This window comes from Flavobacteriales bacterium (assembly GCA_026129465.1).
GTDB lineage: Bacteria > Bacteroidota > Bacteroidia > Flavobacteriales_F > PHOS-HE28 > PHOS-HE28.
The window spans coordinates 1,527,516-1,549,205 of record JAHCIA010000001.1; the positions used below are offsets into that span (position 1 = coordinate 1,527,516).

Consider the following 21,690-nt stretch of genomic DNA (forward strand, 5'->3'; position numbering starts at 1 on the left):
CACCTGAGGGAGGAACCAACTGGGGCCATCCATTACCACCCGGTTGCTATCGGTCGGTCCTCTGCGGCCTCCGGTCGGGTATTCTGGTCCGGATCGTCGTCACCGATCCACCGCCCCTGCTTATGGCGCTGCTGCACCCGCCTGCCCATTACCTTTGGCCCATGGCCGTGGCCGAGCAACACGACAACGTCCGCCGGATCTTCACCGAGTACCTGGAGCGCAAGGGGCACCGCAAGACGCCCGAACGATTCGCCATACTCAACGAGATCTACGCGGAGGACGGCCATTTCGACATCGAGCGGCTCTACGGCCGGATGAAGTCCAAGAACTACCGCGTGAGCCGGGCCACCCTGTACAACACCATGGACCTGCTGTTGGCATGCGACCTGGTGCGCAAGCACCGCTTCATGGGCGCGCAGGCCTGGTTCGAAAAGGCCCATGCCTACAAGCAGCACGACCACCTGATCTGCGACCGCTGCGGCCGGGTGCAGGAGTTCTGCGACCCCCGCATCCAACAGATCCGCAACACGGTGGGCGAGGTGATGGGCTTCCAAGTGCACCACCACGCGCTCCACATCCATGGCCTGTGCCGCGAATGCCAGAGAAACCAGAGAACATGACCGTGACCGACCGACCGACTTTCGACCTGGCCGTAGCCGATGAAAAGGGCTGCATGGTGTTCCACATGAAGGGCAGGCTCATGGACCAGCAGCAGGCCGACCGGCTCATGGCCGCGCTGGACGGCGAACTGGGCAAGGGGCACAAGTCGGTGATCCTGGACCTGACCGAGTTGCAGTACATGAACAGCACCGGGCTCAACATCCTCATCAACGTGCTCACGCGCACGCGCAACGCCGGGGGCGACACGCTCATCGCCGGCATGAGCAACAGCGTACGCCAGCTCTTCCTGGTCACCAAGCTCGATTCGGTGTTCACCATCACCCCCGATGTGGACGCCGCCGTGGCCAAACTCACCAGCTGATCGCCGATGGACCCGCGCATGGACGTGCTGCTCGGCGCCCAATGGGGCGACGAGGGCAAGGGCAAGGTCGTTGATGTGATCGCCCCTGGATACGATGTGATCGCCCGCTTCCAAGGGGGACCCAACGCCGGCCATACGCTCATCTTCGAGGGCTACAAACACGTGCTGCACACCATCCCCAGCGGCGTGTTCCGCGAAGGCACCATGAACCTGGTGGGCAACGGGGTGGTCATCGACCCGGTGATCTTCCTGCGCGAGGTGCAGGCCCTGGAGGCCGTGGGCATCGACCTGCGGAAGAGCCTGCTCATCTCACGCCGCGCCCATTTGATCCTGCCCACCCACCGCGCACTGGACGCCGCCAGCGAGGCCGAGAAGGGCAAGGCCAAGATCGGCAGCACGCTCAAAGGCATCGGCCCCACCTACATGGACAAGACCGGGCGCAATGGCCTGCGTGTGGGCGACCTGGAAAGGACCGACATGATGGAGCGCTACGAGACGCTCGTGCGCAAGCATGAGAAACTCCTCGCACACCACGACATGACCTTCGACCTGCGCGAGCAGCAGGCCGAATGGTTGGACGCCGTGCGCCAGCTGCGCGAGATGACCCTGGTGGACAGCGAACACTACCTGGACATGGCCATGCGGGAGGGCAGGCGGATCCTGGCCGAAGGCGCGCAAGGCACCCTGTTGGACATCGACTTCGGCACCTATCCTTTCGTCACCAGCAGCAGCACCATCTGTGCCGGCGCATGCACCGGCCTGGGTGTCGCCCCCAACCGCATCGGCAAGGTGGTGGGCATCTTCAAGGCCTACTGCACCCGCGTGGGCAGCGGCCCCTTCCCCACCGAACTGCACGACGCCACGGGCGAACACATCCGCAAGGCCGGTCATGAATTCGGCAGCACCACCGGACGCCCGCGACGCTGCGGCTGGCTGGACCTGCCCGCCCTGCATTACGCGGTGATGGTGAACGGCATCACGGAACTGGCCATGATGAAGGCCGACGTGCTCAACGGCATGGACACCGTGCGGCTCTGTACGCGATACAAGGTGGACGGCCGCACGACGGACCGCCTGCCCTACGACATCAGCTCCGGCATCGAGCCGGTGTACGAGGACTTCCCCGGCTGGGGCGACCCGCGCATCGACGCGCCCCTGCCCGATGCGTTGCAGCGCTACATCGCCCGCATCGAAAAGGCGGTGGATGTGCCCATCACCCTCGTATCGCTCGGCCCCGATCGCGCTGAAACCCTGTTGCGCGAACCCGTACTCACGCGCTGAGCCCCATGGCGCGCCGCGATCGCCAGCGGAAGGACCGGCATGGTGATGTGCTTCCGGATACGCTGCGCGATACCCTGGGGTCGATCATCCCGGGCGAAGTGGATCTGCTCGCGCGGGCGTTACTGGAGCCGCCGCCCACGAGCATACGGCTGAACAGCGCCAAACCCGGCGGCCCGGAGGGTGCACCGGTGCCGTGGTGCCGCACAGGAAGGTATCTGGCGGAAAGGCCGGTCTTCACGCTGGACCCGCTGCTGCACGCGGGTGCCTACTACGTGCAGGAGGCATCATCCATGCTGGTGGAACAGGCCTTTCTGGCCACCGGCTTGCTGGAGCGCCACATCGTGGCGCTGGATCTCTGCGCCGCGCCCGGCGGCAAGAGCACACATCTCCGGTCCCTGATGACGCCGGGTTCCCTGCTTGTGGCCAACGAGGTGGATGGCCGTCGACGCGCCATCCTTGCGGAGAACCTATGGAAGTGGGGATCGCCCAACACCGTCATCACAGGTGCGGAGACGATCGCGTTCGAGACCCTGCCGGACAGCTTCGACCTGGTGCTGGTGGATGCGCCCTGCTCCGGGGAAGGCATGTTCCGCAAGGATCCCTTCGCACATCAGCAATGGGGCCCTGCGCTCGTGCATCGGTGCGTGGCCGCACAGGCCGTGATCCTCGCCCATGCGTGGGAAGCCATTCGGCCCGGTGGCTTTCTCATCTACAGCACCTGCACCTGGGAACCCACCGAGAACGAGGAACAGCTCCTTCCTCTGCTCGCCCGCGGCGCTGAGCCGGTCACGATCGCCACATCGCCGGCATGGGGCACCCGTCCGGCTGTGCTGCCGGAGATACCAGGTCTGCGCTGCTATCCGCACTTGTTGCGCGGGGAAGGCTTCTTCATGGCGCTGCTGCGGAAACCCGGTGATACCGATCCCGGCGAGAGCCGCATCCGGCCTTCGGGATCGGCGATCGACCCGGGCGTCCGCACCGAGTGGCTCGATACCCGGGAAGAACTGTCCTGGATCGAGCATGAGGAGACGCTCCATGCGGTCGGGACAAGGCACGCACCACTTGTGGACGCGTTGAAAGCATTGACGACGACCATTTCACCTGGCATACCGGTAGCGGAACGCAAGGGATCAGGCCAGCGCCCACATGCGGCACTCGCTCTTTCCACCCTTTTGCGCCAGGATGCCTTCCGCACGATCGATCTCGACCCGGCCCTAACGCTCGCCTATTTGCGCGGAGAGGCCCTGCCCGGCAAGCATGCGAACGGCACCGCGCTCATACGCCACGCGGGACTTGGGCTGGGCTGGGCACACGGTGCGGGCAACCGCTGGAACAATGGCTGGCCCAAGCCCTGGCGCATCCGCATGCGGACCACCTGAGGCTGGCGGCTATCTTGGGCCGGTGGAAGGTGCATGAACCCCAGGAGACGCGTGAAATGACCATGGCACGGCGTTCTCCGATCATGCGGCACGAAAGCCGGGCATGATGGACGCGCTGTTGGACTGGATCGATCGGCACCGCACCGGGGTGATGGGCACTCTGGTGGTGCACGCCGTGCTCTTCATCCTGCTCACCATCTGGACCATACGGGCCACGCCGCGCGAGGAGGATCGCAGCGAGATCCGCGTGGAGGTGGTGCCCAGCGAAATGGCCGAGGAGATGGAGGAGCGGATCATGGAAGAATTGGAGGGCGGTACGCCGCGCGAAGTGCTCAACCTCACCAGCAACATCACCGCGGAGACAAGGCCCACCTGGTCGGAACAGCGCCTCTCCGAGCGTGTGGAACAGGACCTGCGCCGCATGGAACAGCAGGAGTTCGAGCGGCTGGCCGAAGAGCGCCGGGAACGCGGCGAGGAGGTGGATATGCCCGAACTCGATCCCAGCAAATGGAACAAGGAACTGTATATGGACAAGGCCGCCGAGCCAGTGCGCATAGAAGGCATCACCACCGTGTGGCACGACCTGGAGGGGCGCGAGCGCGCGCGTGACGTACCGGGCTACCTCTGCCGCACGCAGGGACGCGTGGCCGTGAGGGTGCAGGTCGCCTCCTCGGGTGCCGTGCTCAAGGCGGAACTCGATCCTGCCCGCAGCGCCTTCGCCGACGATTGCATGGTGGAACATGCGCTGCGATCGGCGAGAAGGGCGCGCTTCAGCCCCAGCGCCAATGCCACCGACCCACAAAAAGGCACGGTCTTCTTCCTCTTCATGCCCCAGTAGCGACAGATCGTCGCACCAGCGGGTCCTTGGTCTGCAACAATTTCCGGGATTGGCGGCTGGCAGAGCCTTTGGGGACCGAGGCGCACATGCGAACCAACCAAAAACGCAAAGCCATGACGATCGTGAAATACCGCCCGCAAGGTTCGTTCGTCAGTCCCTTCAACGCGCTGATGAACGACTTCTTCAACCGCGACATCGGCCAGGTGTTCGGACAGGACGAGATGAAGCACTTTCTGCCCGGGGTCAATATCGTGGAGAACGACGAAGCCTTCGAACTGCGGATGCAGGTGCCCGGCTTCAACAAGCAGGACCTGAAGCTCCAGATGGAGAATGATGTGCTCACCATCAGTGCCGAACACAAAGTGGAGGACCTGAAGGAGAATGAACGCTACACCCGCCGGGAGTTCTCCTACGGCAGCTTCACCCGTTCCTTCCGGCTGCCCGGTTCGGTGGACAGCGCGAACATCTCAGCCCAATGCGCCGATGGGCTGCTGACGGTGCGTATCCCCAAGACGGAAGCCGCCAAGCCCCGTACAAGGGAGATCGGTATCAACTGAGCAAGGGCCAGGACGAATAGTTGGAAAGGGGGACCCAAGGTCCCCCTTTCTTCTTTACCATTCGATCTGAAACCCCGCTTGGTGCGAACCGTAAAGGGCCATACGCCTGATCCCATGCCCATGCGCAAGAACATGCTCGCCTATTACCAGGACGTCCTGGACCGCATCAGCCATGCCGATCGACGCGTCTTCCGCAAGGAGATGCGGAAGGCCCTGCGCGGGCTGGATTCCGGGGACCGCGAGATGTTGAAAGTCTGGTTCCGCGAGCGTTGCGTCTGCCGCGTGGGCACGCGCTATTCCTCGGAATCCTTGGAAAAGGGGATGCCTCAGTTGAAGTAGCGGCTGTTCCAGGCCTGGGTGCTGAACTGGCCGAAGAAGGCGAACCAGGCGAAGACCGTGAAGCTGGCCACCACCACGGTGCTCCATAGCAAGAACAAGATGCGATAGGCGCCCCAGAATCCCACGGAGGGATCGCGGGTGATGAGGTCGGCGGGCATCACGGCCGTGAACACCATGGCCAGCAGCAACACACAGGCACCCAAGGTCCATGGTGAGCGTGTTGGCCAGCCCAGGACCACGCGCGCCACACCCAGATCATTGCCCCACTTGTGCACCAAGTAATAGCGCCCTTCGCCCAAGGGCACAAAGAGCAGTGGATCCACCTCGCTGTCGCAGAGACTGAAACGCTCCGCTGGAGCCATCACCTTGTAATTCAGCACCGGACCGGAAGCCTTTCGCTCCAGCTGCCGTATGGCATGCATGGCCTGTGGGGGCAGATCACCTTTGAACAAGCCGGCATCCAGGAAGCGCAAGCGATACTTCACACACAGGGCGCGGATGGTGGAGATGCCGAAGACCCGTGCTGGATCCGGGTCGAGGAGATGGACGGGGCGTTCGCCCCGTGAGGTCCGCACCACCGCCCTGCGGATGTTGTCCTGTTTTTCCTCCTCGGCGAGCAGGGCATGCACCTCCTCCAGGAATACCTGTTGTCCCTGAAGGACCTGTTCCAGCCGTTCACGTTCCGTTCCAGTAGCCATGATCGTGTCGCTTGTACGGATGCAACGCCGATGACCGCCGATCCGTTCGTTCAGCCCTCGCTGCGCGATGCCATGCTCAACTCCCGCGCGATCGCCTCGGCATCAGCATCCATGGCCCGCAATTCGGGAGGAGCATCCTTCGGCACGCTGGAGCGCACGGTATTGTTCGGCAGCAACAACTGGCAACCGGCCTTCACTGGCAATGGCTGCCGGAAGGTCCCTTTCTCCACCACCACGTTCCACACGGAATCGAAAGGGACCACGAATCTGACGGGCGATTCATCGAAGAGCCCGCCGAAGTAGGAGTAGGTCTTTCCCTGCTTGTAGGCCTTCATCTCCTTGCCGGTCATGAACTTCACCTTGGTGGGCTGGTCGATCTCCACCTCGATGATCTCCTTCCTTTTCGCCTCGAATGTCTTGTGCAGGAATCTCATGGTCGCGTGCGCTACTGGTCCAAAGATAGGGGGGCAGGGATCAGAGTTTGATGCTCAGCACGGGGAAGGTGGTATGGTTCACGATGTCCTCCGTCAGGCTGCCGTTCACCACATGGAAAAAGCCTGTACGGCCGTGCGTGGCCATGGCGATCAGGTCGGCATCGATGCCGCGGGCGAAGTTGAGGATGCCCTCTTCGATGCTGAGATCGTTGTAGATGGTGGCCGTGAATTTCCGCAGTTCATGGCGCTGCAGGAAGGCGTCGATGGCGCGGCTGGTGTCCTCACTGCGTTCGAAGGTCTTGGGGGTGTTGACCTTCACCAGGTGGATCCTGGGATCGAACAGGTCGAACAGGGGTCTGAAGGCGTCGAACTTCTCCACGTCCTGCGCCGAAAAGTTGGAGGCGAACACCACATCGCCGATCGTGAAGTCTTCGGCCGGATGTTTTATCACCAGCACCGGCATGGGGGCCTGCCGCACGATGCGCTGGGTATTGGACCCCACCAGGCCTTTGAGTCCTTTGGCCCCATGGCTGCCCATCACGATCAGATCGGCCTCGGACAGCCGCTCATTCTTGAACATCTCCGGCAGGGTCATCTGCCGCAGCATGAACTTCTTCAATTCCACCCCTTCCAGGAATGGCAATTCCGGCACCCGGTCCAGTTTGCTCTCGATATCCTCACGGATCTTCTGGTTCTCCGTGTGGAAATCGGTCATCTGCTCATAGAGGTGGACCACATCGATGCATGCGCCCGTGAGGCGCGCGATCTTGCTCGCCACGCGCAGGGCGTCCGTGGCGCAATCACTGAAATCGTAGGGAACGAGGATGGTGCGTATGCTCATGGGGATCCCGCCTTGGACCATGGCGCCGGTGAAAAGTAAGGCCGGACCATGCATCCCCACAAACGGAGTGGCCAATACCTTTCCCGGAGTTCGGTCTACCTTCGGCGCCCAAGTGTCCGAAAAGACCATATACCGGGTGGAAGCCACTGACAAGACCCCTGCCGTGGCCTTGGACCCGGCGTCGGGAACGGTATCGATCAAAGGCACCTCGATACCCGAGAACGCGGACGGCTTCTTCACGCCGCTGTTCGACCGCATCTCCTCCTATGCCGAGGCGCCGGCGACACGCACACTGATCCGCGTGGAACTGGACTACTTCAACTCCAGTACTGCCAAGTACCTGCTGGACATTCTGAAGCGCTTGGAGGATGCGCATGCGTCCGGCTCGTCCGTGGTGAACTTGGAGTGGGTGCATGCCGAAGACGACCTGGACATGCAGGAGGCCGGCCAGGACTACCGTGACCTGCTGGAATTTCCCGTGCGGTTGGTGGTCCGTTGATCAGCGGCCAGGGAAGGTCTCTTCCCAAATACGCTCGGAGACCGCGATGCCGTCCCGGAAGTACACTGTTTGGCCCCAAGGGTGGTCCACTTTGCGCCATATGGTGATCCTCCCATCCTGGACCAACACACGCTCCAGCACCACTGCGCGTCCCTCCCGCAGGGTCCGCTCGGTCATACCCTCATCAAGTGTGGGTGGCACCGGGATGACCGCTTGCCGTTCGAGGCCCTGGGAAGGGCGCGGTACAGGCTTCACTTCCGATCGCTTCTCAGGCTGGGCCGTCTTCGGTGCGCTGGGCTTTGGAGCTTCAACCATCAAGGGTCGCGGCGTATCGATGACCGGCCATGCCGATCCACCGGGCTCCTCCACCAGCACCGTCAATTCTTCCCGCTTGGACTCCGCATCACGTTTCTCCATCAGGGCCTGGAGATCCTGGATCTTCACCTTGGGGTATACGTTGTAGGGCCGCATGGCACGCGCCACGGTGTACCGCTCAAGGGCATCCTCGTACCGTTGATGGCGGAAATGCTCGTCGGCTTCGGCCATCACCTGTTGGTATTGCTGATCGTTGGCTGCCTGGGCGATCTCCTCCTGGGCTATACGGGTGCGCTCCTTGGCGCTGAGCCGGCCGAACTCCTCGGTGAGCGCGTCGCCCTGGGCCAATATGGCCAGGCCAGGGCAGAAGAATGCCAGGAAGGCTAAGGATCGCGGTGTCCTGGTCATTTCCCTGGGAGCTATGCCTCTGGCGGCCAGAGCCGTCAGCGGCCACCCTGTTACGCACAAAGATGGGCTGCCGTTGCGGCCTGTGGCCCAATGGCATCGAACTTTGCATGGCGAGGACCGAAGAGGCCCACGTACCACAGCCCCAAGACGCCCCGTTCAAATTCCACATCCATGACCCCTATGGTCCGCACAACCCCTGCCATACTCACCGCCCTGTTGCTGATCACCGCCTGCCAGAACGATCCGCGGGAGAGCCCCCAGTATCAGCAACTGGCGGAGGATACGCGGCGCGCGGAAGCCCTCATAGCGGAAAAGGATTCCATGCTGGACGCGATGTTCGGCACCTTCAACCGCATCAGCGAGAACCTCCGCAACATCCGGGCACGGCAGGGCCAGCTCACCGCCCCGCTGGGGGGTGCGGAGAACGGCCGCAGCGGCGAGGAACGCATCATGGAGGAGATCGAGCAGATCGATGGCCTGCTGGCCGAGAACCGGGCCTTGATCGACAAACTCCGGGGGCAGGCCCGGAGTTCGGCCAAGGGTCTGAATGAGCTGGAACGGACACTCGCGGACTTCGAAACGACCATTCTGGAGCAGGACCAGGAGATCGCGGACATCAAGGAGCAGCTGGCCAGTTCGAACAGTTCGCTGGCCACGCTGATCGACATGTATCGGGACAAATCACAGCAGGCCGATCAGCAGGCCCGTGAACTCAACACGGCATGGTACGCCGTGGGCACCGCCAAGGAATTGCGCGATGCCGGCGTGCTTACCAAGGAAGGTGGTGTCGTGGGCATCGGGGGGGTCGACAAACTCACCACGAAGCGCTTCCCTGCGGAGCATTTCACCCAGGTGGAGATCGATGGTACGGAGCGCATTCCCGTGCTGGCCAAGAAGGCCCGTCTGGTGACCACCCATCCCGAGGGCACCTACCGTTTCACGGATGGTGCGCACCAGCTGTTGATCCTTGACCGGGACGCCTTCTGGAGCCTGTCCAAGTATCTGGTGGTGGTGGTGGAGTGACCTGTTGGGAAAGCAGAAGGCCCTGCCTCCGCAGGGCCTTCTGTACCTATCGACAGGATCGCAGGCGCAGAACGCTTCATCGCTTGTTCGGCACCTGTTCCAGCTTGTTGTTTGGTGCCTGGCGCTGCGGCGTTGCACCACCGGCACCTGTCGCGGATGGCCGAGCCGAAATGCCGGGTTTGGCCTCCCCCTTGTGTCCTGCCTTGCACCCGCAGGGGTCGAGATAGTCATCCCACTCACCAGCACCGCGCACCTTGCGCAGCTTGTTGCGCTGTTCTTCATTGAAGGTGGCGTCAACAGTGTTGATATGCTTCTTCAACAGGGCGTCGATCTCCTGCTGCGCGATAGCCAGCTTGGCCCGGGCGGCGATGAGGTCCTTCTCCGACTCCAGGAAGGCATCCTTGACACGGTTGAACTCCTTCTCGTTCAGATACAAGGCCCGGGTGTACGCCTCAGCCAGAGACTTGGCCGAAGCCTCTCCCTCCGGACCGACCTTCCGCTCACGACCGGCGGCAGCGGCAGCGGCAGCCCTGTCCGATGATTGCACCGGCTGTGCCCCGGCTCCGCGCGCGGGAGGCTGGGTCTCTTTGCCTCGATCCTGTGCGTCCACTGCGGTCAACATCAACAGCATGCTGGCTGCGGCCAGCGATCTCATTATTTTCATCGGGCTTGGGATTTTGTTGGCTTGGGTCGGAAAGATAGGCCGATCGTGATCGACCCGCCGCACCATCAGCAATGATCGTGCCCGGGACCATGCACGGTATCGGCAGCTTCAACTTCCCTTGGTGCCCCGGATCATCGCTTCGATGGCATCCCACATGCCCGGCTCCACCATCTCCAGCATGTTGAATTGCCCTGCGCCCTTGAGCCATTCCCCCCCATCGATGGTGACGACCTCGCCATTGATGAAGCCGCTGTAGGGCGAGATCAGATAGGCCACGAGATCGGCGAGCTCCTGGTGCTCGCCCATGCGGCCCAGCGGCACGCGCTTCCGCATGTCGAACTTCTCCATCATTTCGCCCGGCACCAGCCTGCTCCACGCTCCTTTGGTGGGGAAGGGACCTGGTGCCACCGCATTGGTGCGGATGCCATGGCGTCCCCACTCGACCGCCAGTGACCGGGTCATCGCCAATACGCCGGCCTTGGCGCAGGCGCTGGGCACCACATAACCACTGCCGGTCCAGGCATAGGTGGTGACGATGTTGAGCACGGCCTTGTCACGCTCGCCCTTGGCGATCCAGTGCTTGCCCACGGCCAGCGTGCAATTCACGCTGCCCATGAGCACAATGTCGATGATGGTGCGGAAGGCGTTGCTGCTGAGCCGCTCGGTGGGGCTGATGAAGTTGCCGGCGGCGTTGTTCACCAAGGCGTCCACCCGCCCGAAGCGCGCCAGCACCGCATCGCGCATGGCCTCCACCTCCTCGTACTTGCGCACGTCACAAGCCAGCGGCAGCACCTGCCCACCGGTCTCCTGCGCCAATTCCGCAGCCGTCCTCTCCAGAACATCCAACTTTCGACTGGTGATGCAGATGTGCGCGCCCAGCTTCAAGCAATAGCGGGCCATGGCCAGGCCGAGGCCGGTGCCCCCGCCGGTGATGATCACCACGCGATCCTTCAGAGCGCCTTCGCGCAGCATTCCTTCGTTCATCATCGGCGGTTCCGTGTCGGGTCAGGGGGCATTGCTGCGTACCGGCGCATTGCCGCGTGGGGCCTGTGGAACGGGGCCCGGGGTCGTCGTTGGCCGCACACCCTCACAATGTCGCTGGTACAGTGTCTCCACTTCATCGCCATGCAGCGGCGTGAATTTCATCTCCAATGCGGTGCGCAAGTAGGCACATCCCTTCTCCGCATCGCCCTGCTCGATGGCGATGAGGCCCAGGTTGCGGTACACGTAAGGGTTGCTGCGCCGTTTGCGGCCGGCCAGCTCGATGTTCCGGATGCCTTTATCCGTCTCGCCCAAGCGGTGCAGGGCCCAGCCCCGGTTGTTGAAGGCGAAGCTGTAGTTGGGGTCGAACTTGATCGCCCGGTCATAGTCGCGCACGGCCTCCTGCCATCGCTCGGCGCGGGCGTGCAGTTCATACCCCCTGCTGTTCCAGTTCACTGGGTCCCTTGGCCCCAATTCGATGGCGCGGTCCAGGTCCGCGCGGGCACCGGCGGTGTCGCCAAGGACCGCCCGGCAGCCGCCGCGTTCACGCCATGCCGCCGTGCGATCCGGGTGTCGGGCCAGCACCCGGTCGAACTCCGTGATGGCCTCGCCGCAACGATCGCGCACTTTCAACCAGCTGCCGATCCGGAGCCGGGCGTCACTGTCGTCGCTGCTGCCCAAGGCCTGCTGGTACCAGTACATGGCGCTGTCCGGAAAGCCCAATGCAGCCAGGGCGATGCCCATCTGGAGGGCGGCCGCGTAAAGCGTATCCCCCGAGACATGCGGCCGCGCCGCGTCCGCATCGCGCAACGCCTTGCCATACTCCCCGATGCGGTTGTTCCCCTCAGCGCGCAGGACCTGGAATGCATGGTCCGGCGCCTTGGCCGACACCCGCTTGTCGCAGACCTTGATGCCCGCATGCACCTTGCCCTTGGCGTAGAGCGCTTCCACACGTGCCCGGTCCTTGTCCACCTGGGCGGATAGCAGCATGGGCAAAAGGCAGCAGAGCAGAAGTGGCGCACGCATGGTGCGAAGGTATCGTGCGGCACCCTGGCATGCCGCTGCGGTAACTTCGTGGTCGATATGCGTACCGAATACCCTGTGAAGATCCTGCTGGCCTGGGGCGAGGCCATCAGCGGCCATGCCGGGCTGCGCGACTGGCTGATCAAAAACGGCTACCCCGAACTGGGCGTCTTCACTTTCGCGCTGCGCAACAAGCCCGATGCGCGCGAATGGCTGATGAAGAACGGGCATCCGCATCTGATGGCCGTGATCAGCGGCATTGAAGGCGATGAAAAGGCGCTGGACTGGCTGGAGCGCAATGGCATGGCCACGCTGCGGCATGTGGCTCTGGCGGGCGATGAGCCCGAATCCTTCAAGTGGCTTGTGCGCCACGGCCACCGCGAACTGGCGATGGTGGGGCTGCGGATGGGCAAGGTGAAGCGCGACCTGGACGAGCGCTACGGCGACATCCACCACTATCCGCAAGCCTGAAGCGCCTCAGACGGCACCCTGCCTGGCGCGCCAGCGTGCATGCAGGCGCTCCAGCAGCACCACGTCGATCATGGTATGCGCCGCCATGGGCGCGAGCAGGCCGTGGTGTTCGGCAAGCCAGCCCAGCAGCAACATACAGGCGGTCATAAAGAGACCGTAAATGCTCAAGCGCCGGTCGCGCGGATCGAGGTAGCCATGGATGGCGACGAACAGTACGGCGGTGATGGGGATCCCCAGCCAGAACTGCAATGCGCCGCGGAAGAAGACCTCCTCGCCCACGCCTGCGCAGATGGACACGAGGATGCGGTCGCTTCGATGGCCCATGAGCGGGCCGATCCGACGGGTGTAGCGGTCCATGGAAGGGGCCAGCAAGGTGCTGTCCGCCACGCGCCAGGCCAAAAGGCCAAGCAGCCAGCCCAGCAGCAGCCCGCCGCCGATCCAGGCCCACCATGGACCCTGACCCATCACCACTTCACGTACGTCGCGGGCCTGGGCGAACCGCATGAGCAGTACACCGCCATATCCGAAAAAGAGGATGGTGCCAAAGCCGAGCAGGGCGACCAACCGGCGCGGATGGTGGATCGGTGGCTTGCTGCCAGGCCGGGCGTCTTCCATCGTCGTGCGCTTGGGCTCGCTGCCTGCGGTCCTTGCCGGTCATCCACAGGCACCTGCGATCCAAAGATCGCCGCTGCACGCATCGCCAAGGGTGTGGCGATCGTCCCACACCACCAAGCGAAAGCCCCGGCCATCAAGGACCAGGGCTTTTGCTTGCTCGATCAGTGTATCTCACCGCACCACCAGACGGCGGGTGCCCATCACGCCATCAGCGCTGCTGAGCCGGATGTGATAGACCCCCGGCGAAAGACCACCGACATGGAATGCTCCCAGCAGATCGCCCGATGGGGCCAGTCCCAGATCACGTTGCGCCACGAGGCGTCCTGTGCCGTCCAGCACTTCCAGGAAACGCACTTTGTGGTGGCCCGCACCGAATGAGAGGTTCACCGCGCCATCCGCAGGGTTCGGATAGGGCGTGAAGACCACATCCGTGGGGTCCAGTTCGGCGATGCCCACCTGGCCGGGACCGAACATCCATTCGGCGATGCTGCTCACCGCGGGGTTGCCGCCTGAGATCACCGAAGTGTCCACTTGCAGCTTCAGCACCGGGAAGGGGACCTGGTCGGTGAAGAAGTAGTGGGTGTGTGTCACACGGTCCACATTGATCACCGCGCTCTGGTCCTGGGTGGCTTTGCGCACATGTACACGAAGCACATTGTTGAAGGTCACTTCCGGCAGCTCCAGTGTACCCCAACCATCGGCGTTGCCCGTGATCGTGCCCACGCGCGCCACAGGAAAGCCACTGACGCTGTAGTTGGCCTGGAAGATGTCGCTCCAAGTGGTGCCGTACGTGCAGGGATACTTCAGCTCCAGTGCGCCGTTGCTATACGGAATGCTGGCGGCCAGGGCCGTGCGTTCGCCCACGAGTTCAATGCCGTTGGCGTCGACCTTGTGGAAAAGGGTATCCGAACCGCCATCGGTGAAGAGTCGTGTGGCGGTGGGATACAACGCTGAAGTGGGCGTGACCGATGGCGCGTGGTGGCGGTAGTTGCGATCGCCGGTACTCTCCAGCATCCAATAGCCGTAGCCTTGGCCGGCACCGGCATTGCCCGGCAGCAGGTAGAGGCCCAGGTCCACCGTGTAGTCCGCATCGAGCAGCGGCGTATTGTTGGACGGGTCGATGGTGGGCTGCGCCTGAAGGAGGCCAGCGAAGAGGAACAGGGTGGTCGAAGCGGTGTACCGATGGAGCATGACGCGTTTTCGTTTTGGGTGGCGGAAGGTAAGACAGTGGTCACGCCTGGAACGCTGCCCGGTTGGCCATATCAGCGTCCGATCGCTTCTCTTTGCTCCACGCCATGCCCATTCGCAGGCGCCTCCGCAGCATGAAGTTCAGCGTCAGCGAGATCGAAGGCCTGGTGCGCCACCGCCGTACCATCCACCCCAAGGACTACACCGACCGCATCGTCCATCGGGAGATCGTGGAGCGCGTCGTCGCCAATGGCACCTGGGCGCCCAGCCACGGCATGACCCAGCCTTGGCGTTTCACCGTGTTCACCGGCGCTTCACGCCAGCGCTTGGCGGACCTCCTCGGCGAGACCTACCGCAGCACCACACCACCGGACAGCTTTCTCCAACGCAAATTCGACAACCTCACCCAGCGGCCCATGCAAAGTTCGGTGGTCATCGCCATCGGCATGGTGCGCGACCCGCGCGGCAAGATCAGCGAGCTGGACGAGATGCTGGCCGTGGCCTGCGCCGTGCAGAACATGCATCTCACTTGTGCCGCATACGGTCTGGGCGCCTTCTGGAACACCGCAGCCGCCGCCACCGGACCGGCCATGCGCGACTTTCTCGGCCTGGGGCCAAAGGATCGCGCGCTGGGACTCTTTTACATCGGCTATCCCGCGGTGGAATGGCCCAAAGGCTATCGCAAACCACTCGATCAGGTGATGACCTGGCTGGACACGTGAGGACAGGCGGCCGTCGCAACTTTGCCATACGATGGCCCTGCTGAACCTGACCAACTTCGACGACCACCCCACCGATCCGCATTGGCTGGTGTTCCGTTTCGGCGACCGGGAGATGGCCGATGAGTTCATGGCCGGCTTGCGCGAAGCGGACATCGCCTTCGAAGCCGATCTGGATGGGGACATGGCCCTGGTCGCCGTGAAACAGCGCCACCGCGAAGCGGCCATCCGCATCGACTACGCCGTGCTGGGCCGGCACCGCCAGCCCTTCATCGGTGACGGCTGGCTGCGCTGGGGGCTGCTGGCCTTCACCCTGCTGCTGGTGCTGTTGGCCTTGGTCGGGGCCTGGCTGGGCTGAGTCCATTGGCCTGGGCCACCCCCCCCTTCGTCGACGCATGGCGCCTGTTCGACCGGGCCGGATATCTTCGGCGCCAGTGGTCCGTTGAAAGTACCAGACCACCGGCCGGACCACATGAAGGCAAGGATGACCATGCTCGGGATGATGTGCGCCCTTGGTGCCGCATCCCTGCACGCCACGGATCCGCCGCGTGCCAAGGCCGAGCCCGATACCGTGCCCGCGGTGGTGGTCTATGGGGAGGACAAGCTGCTGGACATCGACGAGCCCCTCTCCGATGAGCGCCTGGACCAGCTCCTCGATTCGCTCTGCACCCTGGACCCCGCGCCGCTGGACATGATCCGCGACCTGCGGCTCTTCCAACGGATCCGCAGCATGGATGAGCACGCCATGGTGGCCCTGGTCGATTCCCTTTTCGAACTGGAGACCGTTCCCTACGCGTTGATCAACGAGATCCACCTCTACGCGTTGGAGATGCCCGCACAGCGCTCCGTGGATGAAGCGCTCCATGTGGACTGGTACAGCCCCTGCCCCATGCCCGGGGGGCACCTGTATGGCGATTGGATCACCAGCCACCCCAACGCCTATGGCCCGGAACTCTCTTCCAGCGACAGCCTGTTGTTGTTGCGGTTGGTCGACCACGGGGCGAACTGCGGCTTCCACATGCCCGTACCCGGGGTGCTCACCTCACGTTTCGGCTGGCGCGAAGGCCGCGCCCATAATGGCGTGGACCTGGACCTGCGCACCGGCGAGCCTGTGCGCAGCCTATTCCCGGGCGTAGTGCGCTTCGCGGGCAGTTATGGGGGCTTCGGCCGTCTGGTGGTGGTGCGCCATTGGAACGGCCTGGAGACCTACTACGCCCATCTCCACCGCGTGAAGGTGACCGCCGGTGAGGAAGTGGAGGCCGGGCAGGCCATCGGCCTGGGCGGAAGCACCGGCCGAAGCACCGCCCCGCATCTGCATCTGGAGGTCCGTTTCAAGGGCATCCCAATCGATCCCTCGCGCTTCATCGACCTTTCCTCGGGCGAACTCGCCTGTGACACACTGGTGCTGCGCCGCACACGTTGGAGTTTCGCCGCCTACCCATTAGGTACCCGCTTCCACACCGTTCGGAAAGGTGAGCATCTTTACGCCATCGCGGAACGCTACGGCATCAGCGTCAAGGCACTTTGCGAACTCAATGGCATAACACGAAGATCCGTCCTTCGCGTAGGACAGGAGTTGCTCGTGTCCGCTTCGCCGCACGGCCACTGATCGTGCTTGCCGCCTGGGCCCTTCCCGGGCTGGTGACGGCCCAATTGGGCGTCACCACCGTGGGCCTGCAGCTGAAGCCGGTCATCCCCTTCCAATTCTTCGATCCGCTCACCACTGTGGAAGCGCCTTCCCTGAGGGGAAGCATCGAACTCACCGGTGGCCTGGCCTACGGCATGAGCATCCGCGTGGGGCTCACCAACACCGTGTCGCTGGAAACGGGCATAGCGCAGATCACCAGACGCTACCAATTCAGCGTGGCCAATGACACCACGGGCTACCTCGGCAGCGACCGTGTGCGGTATGTGGGCTACGAGGTGCCCGTGATGGGATTGGTATACATCCGGTTGGGCGAGCGTTCCTGGATGAACGCAGCACTGGGCTTCGCGATGGACATGTATCCCAGCGATGCGCAGCGCGACGTGGAGGAAGGCCGGATCTACATCTTCCGCCGCAATTGGGCGCAGACCGGCATCATCGGCAACATGGGCGTGGAATACCGCACCGAGAAGAGCGGTACCTTCTACCTCGGCGCCACCTACCACCGGCCATTCAATGACATGGCCCTGGCCGACTTCACCTGGTACGGGACCAACTTCTTCCCCTATAACATGCGCACGGTGCTCGATGGCAGCTACCTCACCGCCGATCTGCGCTACTACTTCCACGAGGACCCCGACCACATGCGGCGGCTCCGGCGCAACCGTTGAACCCTGGGCCACAACATGCAGGACCCCCGGCGTACGCCGGGGGTCCATGCGCGGCGAATGAGGTCCGGTTCAGTGCTTGGCCACCCGGTGCGTGGTGCGCCCCTGCGCATTCTCCACCACCAACATGTATTGCGCTTCGGCCAGGCCCGTGAGGTCGGCGAAGAGGCGGCCGTCCTGCGGCAAGGCGCCGTTGTGGATGCGCATCACCTCGCGGCCCAGCGCATCCACCAGCCATACCCGCACATGTTCCTGGCCGGCACCCTTCAGGTGTACCACCAGCAGTGACGCCGTGGGGTTGGGGTAGACGGACACGATCGAAGGCCCATCGTTATCGGGCACACCGGTGGGGCCACCCAGCACCTCGAAACGCCACCAGCCCTGCGGCGCGGTGATGGGGCGTGCGATGGTCTTGCCGCTGTTGGCCGTGGCGTGCAGGTAGTAGTAGACCATGGTGCCCACCGGATGCGCGGGAATGGCCGCCGCCCAGTTGTTGCCGCCAGCGGGTGCCATGGGCACGGCGTTGTATCCCTGCAGCGTATCGATGGACCAGTGCAGCGTGGCGTTCGCGATGCCGCTCTTGTGGCGGATGTAGGCGCTCACCGGATAAGGCATGGCCGTTTCGTAGGTGTCCTGCAGGCTCTTGTGCTTGATCAGCAGCGGATCGCGCACACCGAGGTTCTTCGTGATGCAGTGGATGGCCCCGCTGGCGCTGATGATGTTCGCGTCGGCGTTGTCGCAATCGATCCCCACCACTTTGTAGCCCGGCATGTATTCACGCCACAACCGGAGACCCACGGTGTCCACCTCCTCACGGTAGGTGGGTACCAGGATCAGCTTGTTGATGAAGATGGCATTCGCGAAAGTGCGGTAGGACGCCTGCGGCGGCCATTGCCCGCCCACGCTGGGCACCATGGGGATGCGCAGGATCTCGTAGGGCTCTCCGAAGGTGTTCACGTAGTTGTTCTGGATGAAGGCGATGTTGGCCTCCAGCGTGGGGCCGTCGCTCACGCCCACCGGGAACTCCCCGATCAACAGCCGTTCCTCATCCAACAGCTTCATGTGCATGTCGATGTGGCTGATGTTGTCGAAGGGCAGCTCGTTCATCTTCACATACGGCGAGATCCCCATCCAGGTGTTCATCAGCGTGTTCACCTGCGCAGGCGTCTTGTTGGTGATGTTGAAATCACCCTGCGGACCGTTCTCCATATCAACCAACTTGCTGGAGAAGCCGATGCCGAAACCGTCAGCCATGAAATTGCCACCGGTATGCACCAGGTCGTTGGGCGCGGCGGTGGAACTGAACACGGCGATGTTCTTCAGTGTGCCGATGTTGTCGCTGAGCACGTCATCCTGCGGGCGCGGACGGTTGTAGATCCAATCCATCAGCACCAGGCTGTCCACCTCGTTGAAGTACATCGTCTCCGGGCCGTAGTCGCGGATCCATACGCTGTTGGTGGCCGCCACATGGAAGGTGATGTTGTTGAAGTTCGGCAGCGGTGGGCCACCGCCGTTGTTGGCATTGAGGTAGCTCTGCACGTTGGCCACGGAATTGGTGCCGCTGCTGGCGCATACGATGATCACTTCGCACTGCTCCTTGGCGTGCCGCACGATCTGCTTCAGGATCACCGGATAGCTGCGCCAGGTGATCACCAGGCTCATCACCTCCTCCCATTCACCGGCGGTGCGCACCGGTTGGTTCGGCGGGGTGGTGATGCCCTTGGCCGCGCCTTCGCGACTCGCGCGGTAACCGGGGATCAATTCATACTCGTGCGGCGCCATGTGGCGCGGCAGGTCGATCTCCTGCTCCTGCGCCAGGATCGGCGCGGCCAGCAGGATGGACAGCAGGGTGAGGAGGGCAGGTTTCCGTAGCATGGTTCCTTGAGGTTGAGCGCAAGTTAGCAGGACGCTCCTGAAGCCATGGGACCTGTCTCCCGCCTGGCTTGGGATCCGGACCCGCCGTTCCATGGGCAGGGGTCTTGCCTCCTATTCCCCTCGGCCCGTGTCCACCACCCCGGCCATGCGGCGGTCAGGCAGGTCCAGCGAGCGCAACTGGCGGTACAGGCCGGTGACATCCCTGACGTAGTGGAACACCTGGCTGCCGTCGCAATAGCCGTTGCGCATGTTGGGCAGCATGAAGTAGCGCGGTTTGGCCTTCAGCAGGATGGCCCGCTCCACATGATGCTCCCACCGGTCGGGGTCCAGGCCCAGACTTTCGGCCAGGCGCTGCGCATCTATGATATGGCCGGGTCCGGCGTTGTAGGACCCGAGCACGAAACGCAGGCGCTGTTCTCGATCGGGCACGGCACGCATCCACATGGTGTCCAACTTGTTCAGGTAGCGCACCGCGGCCGCCACATGGTCGCTCATGGCGCTGGAACTGTCCAGGCCCAACTTGCGGCCCGTGCGCGGCATGATCTGCATGATGCCCTGCGCACCCATGCGGGAGGTGACGGTGCTGTCGAAGCGTGATTCGCGGTAGGCCATGGCGGCGAGCAGTTCCCAGCCCCAGCGCATGCCGCCGGCGTGCAGGCGGAAGGCCTCATCGAAGGGCGAAATGCTGTCGTTCTCCACCGGGATGCGCTTGCGCATGGCGATAGGACCGGGCTTGCCCGGCGGGCGCCCATAGACCTTGAAGAATTGCGCGTGCGCCTCGCGTTCGTCCGGGTCTTCCAACCATTCGTCCAAGGCTTCCAGCAGCCCTTTCGCGTTGCGGCGCACCACGAAGCACAAGGGCAGTTCAGGGTCCATGGGCGCACTGAACTCCAGCACGGGGAAGCGCCCCGATTCGTGGGCGGCGCGTGCGTCGGTGATGAGCGTGGCCTGTGCCCGGCCCAGCACCACCTCCATCAACAACTCCTCCGGGCTGATGAGCGTGTCGTGCACACGCATCACCTTGTTGCCCGGAGCGCCCGGCAACTTCTGCGCAAAGGGTGACCAGGGACTCACGAGGGCGGTGTCGGCTTCCGATCCAGGCGCCACGGTAGCGCCCTTCCCCTGCATCAGTGGATCGGCGCGCAACACGGCGATCACCGGCCGCACATGACGGTAGGGCGCGCTGAAGGAGACCCAGGCACGCTGGGAACGCCGGGGCGTCCATTGCGCGGCGATGATGTCGCCTTCGCCCCGCTGCAGGGCCATGAGCATGCTGTCCGGATGGTCCATGGGTAAGGCCCGCAACAAGAGGCCCATGCGCTTGGCGAACCGTTCGATCAACTCGAACTCCAGACCTGTCTCCGCGTGCGGGCGGGGTTCCCAACTGAGGGGGTCGCGCATGACCAGCACACGCAACGTGTCGGTGGCGATACGGTCCAGATCCCTTTCCACCTGCGGCCGCGACCAGGGCAGGCGCTGGTCCTCCACACGTGGTCGCACCACGCGTGAGGCGAACAAGGCGGTCACCACGATGGCCAATGCCGAAGCACCGGCCAGGGTCACTATGCGCGTGCGCGTTCTCATGATCCCTGCACGGTCATACGCAGATCATGGAGGAAAGTGCCGAACTCGGCCCTATAGTCCTGAAAATGATCGGCCAGAACGGTCTCCGCCCCCTGCATGGAGGCCCCTTGGGGCGCCCGGCGCGAAAGACCATCCAGCGCCCTGCCGATGCCCCCGAGGGTGGCATAGGAAGTGAGCCAGTCGCCGCGCATCATCCAAGGCAGCATCTCGCGGGTGCGCTGCGGAAGCAGGTGGTGATGGGCCTCCAGCAACCTGTACATCCGCGCGCTGAATGCCTCCAACGGCTCGGGGTGATGTTCCTGCCAATCAATGGCGAGCAGGTGGTCGTAGAACAGGTCCATCACCACACCGGCATAGCGGCCGGCATGTGCACGCACCCGCTCCCGTCCCACGCGGTGCATGGGATGCGCGTCGGTGGCCACGTCGATGGCGCGGTGCAGTCTGATGCCCCGCTGGATGCCTTCCGGATGGTGCGAGAGATCACGTCCTTTCACCGCATCGGCCATGAAATTCCCCACGATGATCAAAGGGTCATCGCCCGAGAGATAGAGGTGCCCGAGAAAGTTCATGGGAGGCGGGACCAAGTTACCGACGGCCCATCCGTCCCTTCGGCGGCCCGCTCGTGTGATCGGCCGCAGGGCCTTGGCGCATGGGGGTATCTTT

The 21,690-nt window shown here is 63.6% G+C and carries 26 protein-coding genes; 14 read left to right on the forward strand and 12 right to left on the reverse strand.

What is annotated here, in order from left to right; translation table 11 throughout:
• Window positions 1–161: 161 nt before the first annotated feature.
• From KIT10_06495 to KIT10_06525, 7 genes are all read left to right on the forward strand, one after another.
• Window positions 162–620 (forward strand): transcriptional repressor, encoded by a 459-nt coding sequence (locus KIT10_06495; protein ID MCW5898902.1) that lies wholly within the window; start codon window positions 162–164, stop codon window positions 618–620.
• Window positions 617–982: an STAS domain-containing protein gene (locus tag KIT10_06500; protein ID MCW5898903.1), complete on the forward strand. Its 366-nt coding sequence runs from the start codon at window positions 617–619 to the stop codon at window positions 980–982. The genes KIT10_06495 and KIT10_06500 overlap by 4 nt, the downstream gene beginning before the upstream one ends.
• 18 nt (window positions 983–1,000) lie before the next feature.
• Window positions 1,001–2,263 (forward strand): adenylosuccinate synthase, encoded by a 1,263-nt coding sequence (locus KIT10_06505; protein MCW5898904.1) that lies wholly within the window; start codon window positions 1,001–1,003, stop codon window positions 2,261–2,263.
• A 5-nt stretch (window positions 2,264–2,268) separates the two neighbouring features.
• A complete protein-coding gene (locus tag KIT10_06510) occupies window positions 2,269–3,642 on the forward strand; it encodes an rRNA cytosine-C5-methyltransferase (protein MCW5898905.1) in 1,374 nt (457 codons plus the stop codon).
• 103 nt (window positions 3,643–3,745) lie between these two features.
• The gene (locus KIT10_06515) at window positions 3,746–4,480 is read left to right on the forward strand and encodes a hypothetical protein (GenBank protein MCW5898906.1); all 735 of its coding nucleotides are present in this window, start codon (window positions 3,746–3,748) and stop codon (window positions 4,478–4,480) included.
• A gap of 86 nt (window positions 4,481–4,566) precedes the next feature.
• The gene (locus KIT10_06520) at window positions 4,567–5,037 is read left to right on the forward strand and encodes an Hsp20/alpha crystallin family protein (GenBank protein MCW5898907.1); all 471 of its coding nucleotides are present in this window, start codon (window positions 4,567–4,569) and stop codon (window positions 5,035–5,037) included.
• 120 nt (window positions 5,038–5,157) lie between these two features.
• Window positions 5,158–5,376 carry a hypothetical protein gene (locus tag KIT10_06525; protein MCW5898908.1) on the forward strand — a complete coding sequence of 73 codons (219 nt, stop codon included), beginning with the start codon at window positions 5,158–5,160 and terminating at the stop codon, window positions 5,374–5,376.
• On the opposite strand, the gene KIT10_06530 is transcribed toward KIT10_06525, so the two are convergent.
• Genes KIT10_06530 through KIT10_06540 form a run of 3 tightly spaced genes read right to left on the reverse strand, consistent with a single transcriptional unit; the run spans window position 5,364 to window position 7,349 of the window.
• Window positions 5,364–6,074 carry a hypothetical protein gene (locus KIT10_06530; GenBank protein MCW5898909.1) on the reverse strand — a complete coding sequence of 237 codons (711 nt, stop codon included), beginning with the start codon at window positions 6,072–6,074 and terminating at the stop codon, window positions 5,364–5,366. The genes KIT10_06525 and KIT10_06530 overlap by 13 nt on opposite strands.
• A 50-nt stretch (window positions 6,075–6,124) precedes the next feature.
• Window positions 6,125–6,508, reverse strand: a complete 384-nt coding sequence (locus KIT10_06535) for a DUF1883 domain-containing protein (protein ID MCW5898910.1) — start codon at window positions 6,506–6,508, stop codon at window positions 6,125–6,127.
• A gap of 40 nt (window positions 6,509–6,548) precedes the next feature.
• The gene (locus KIT10_06540; GenBank protein ID MCW5898911.1) at window positions 6,549–7,349 is read right to left on the reverse strand and encodes a universal stress protein; all 801 of its coding nucleotides are present in this window, start codon (window positions 7,347–7,349) and stop codon (window positions 6,549–6,551) included.
• Window positions 7,350–7,461: 112 nt separating this feature from the next.
• On the opposite strand from KIT10_06540, the gene KIT10_06545 reads away from it, so the two are divergent.
• Window positions 7,462–7,848, forward strand: a complete 387-nt coding sequence (locus KIT10_06545) for a DUF1987 domain-containing protein (protein ID MCW5898912.1) — start codon at window positions 7,462–7,464, stop codon at window positions 7,846–7,848.
• Here the strand turns inward: KIT10_06545 and KIT10_06550 are convergent, their stop codons facing one another.
• Window positions 7,849–8,571: a hypothetical protein gene (locus KIT10_06550; protein ID MCW5898913.1), complete on the reverse strand. Its 723-nt coding sequence runs from the start codon at window positions 8,569–8,571 to the stop codon at window positions 7,849–7,851. It abuts the gene before it with no gap.
• A 180-nt stretch (window positions 8,572–8,751) separates the two neighbouring features.
• Here KIT10_06550 and KIT10_06555 point away from each other — a divergent pair, with 180 nt between their 5' ends.
• A complete protein-coding gene (locus KIT10_06555; protein MCW5898914.1) occupies window positions 8,752–9,594 on the forward strand; it encodes a hypothetical protein in 843 nt (280 codons plus the stop codon).
• Window positions 9,595–9,670: 76 nt separating this feature from the next.
• Here the strand turns inward: KIT10_06555 and KIT10_06560 are convergent, their stop codons facing one another.
• From KIT10_06560 to KIT10_06570, 3 genes are read right to left on the reverse strand one after another with little or no spacing between them, the layout of a single operon-like run.
• Entirely contained in the window at window positions 9,671–10,324 is a 654-nt protein-coding gene (locus tag KIT10_06560; protein MCW5898915.1) for a hypothetical protein, read from the reverse strand.
• Window positions 10,325–10,366: 42 nt separating this feature from the next.
• Window positions 10,367–11,242 carry an SDR family oxidoreductase gene (locus tag KIT10_06565; protein MCW5898916.1) on the reverse strand — a complete coding sequence of 292 codons (876 nt, stop codon included), beginning with the start codon at window positions 11,240–11,242 and terminating at the stop codon, window positions 10,367–10,369.
• 21 nt (window positions 11,243–11,263) lie between these two features.
• Entirely contained in the window at window positions 11,264–12,265 is a 1,002-nt protein-coding gene (locus KIT10_06570; GenBank protein ID MCW5898917.1) for a tetratricopeptide repeat protein, read from the reverse strand.
• A gap of 57 nt (window positions 12,266–12,322) precedes the next feature.
• Between KIT10_06570 and KIT10_06575 the strand changes: the two genes are divergently transcribed.
• Window positions 12,323–12,733 (forward strand): hypothetical protein, encoded by a 411-nt coding sequence (locus tag KIT10_06575; GenBank protein MCW5898918.1) that lies wholly within the window; start codon window positions 12,323–12,325, stop codon window positions 12,731–12,733.
• 6 nt (window positions 12,734–12,739) lie between these two features.
• Here the strand turns inward: KIT10_06575 and KIT10_06580 are convergent, their stop codons facing one another.
• Both KIT10_06580 and KIT10_06585 read right to left on the reverse strand, forming a co-directional pair.
• Complete coding sequence (locus KIT10_06580) at window positions 12,740–13,297, reverse strand: CPBP family intramembrane metalloprotease (protein MCW5898919.1); 558 nt, start codon at window positions 13,295–13,297, stop codon at window positions 12,740–12,742.
• 222 nt (window positions 13,298–13,519) lie between these two features.
• Entirely contained in the window at window positions 13,520–14,539 is a 1,020-nt protein-coding gene (locus tag KIT10_06585; GenBank protein MCW5898920.1) for a T9SS type A sorting domain-containing protein, read from the reverse strand.
• Window positions 14,540–14,643: 104 nt separating this feature from the next.
• On the opposite strand from KIT10_06585, the gene KIT10_06590 reads away from it, so the two are divergent.
• The 4 genes from KIT10_06590 (at window position 14,644) to KIT10_06605 (ending at window position 17,571) form a co-directional block, all read left to right on the forward strand.
• Entirely contained in the window at window positions 14,644–15,258 is a 615-nt protein-coding gene (locus KIT10_06590; GenBank protein ID MCW5898921.1) for a nitroreductase, read from the forward strand.
• Window positions 15,259–15,289: 31 nt separating this feature from the next.
• A complete protein-coding gene (locus KIT10_06595) occupies window positions 15,290–15,613 on the forward strand; it encodes a hypothetical protein (protein ID MCW5898922.1) in 324 nt (107 codons plus the stop codon).
• A gap of 141 nt (window positions 15,614–15,754) precedes the next feature.
• Window positions 15,755–16,864 carry a peptidoglycan DD-metalloendopeptidase family protein gene (locus tag KIT10_06600; GenBank protein ID MCW5898923.1) on the forward strand — a complete coding sequence of 370 codons (1,110 nt, stop codon included), beginning with the start codon at window positions 15,755–15,757 and terminating at the stop codon, window positions 16,862–16,864.
• 32 nt (window positions 16,865–16,896) lie between these two features.
• Window positions 16,897–17,571 carry a hypothetical protein gene (locus tag KIT10_06605; GenBank protein ID MCW5898924.1) on the forward strand — a complete coding sequence of 225 codons (675 nt, stop codon included), beginning with the start codon at window positions 16,897–16,899 and terminating at the stop codon, window positions 17,569–17,571.
• Window positions 17,572–17,640: 69 nt separating this feature from the next.
• Here KIT10_06605 and KIT10_06610 read toward each other — a convergent pair whose 3' ends face one another.
• The 3 genes from KIT10_06610 to KIT10_06620 all read right to left on the reverse strand — a co-directional run bounded on the left by KIT10_06610 (window position 17,641) and on the right by KIT10_06620 (window position 21,596).
• The gene (locus tag KIT10_06610) at window positions 17,641–19,443 is read right to left on the reverse strand and encodes an agmatine deiminase family protein (protein MCW5898925.1); all 1,803 of its coding nucleotides are present in this window, start codon (window positions 19,441–19,443) and stop codon (window positions 17,641–17,643) included.
• A gap of 111 nt (window positions 19,444–19,554) precedes the next feature.
• Window positions 19,555–21,027 carry a transglycosylase SLT domain-containing protein gene (locus tag KIT10_06615; protein MCW5898926.1) on the reverse strand — a complete coding sequence of 491 codons (1,473 nt, stop codon included), beginning with the start codon at window positions 21,025–21,027 and terminating at the stop codon, window positions 19,555–19,557.
• A complete protein-coding gene (locus KIT10_06620; protein ID MCW5898927.1) occupies window positions 21,024–21,596 on the reverse strand; it encodes a DUF479 domain-containing protein in 573 nt (190 codons plus the stop codon). The genes KIT10_06615 and KIT10_06620 overlap by 4 nt, the downstream gene beginning before the upstream one ends.
• Window positions 21,597–21,690 lie beyond the last annotated feature (94 nt).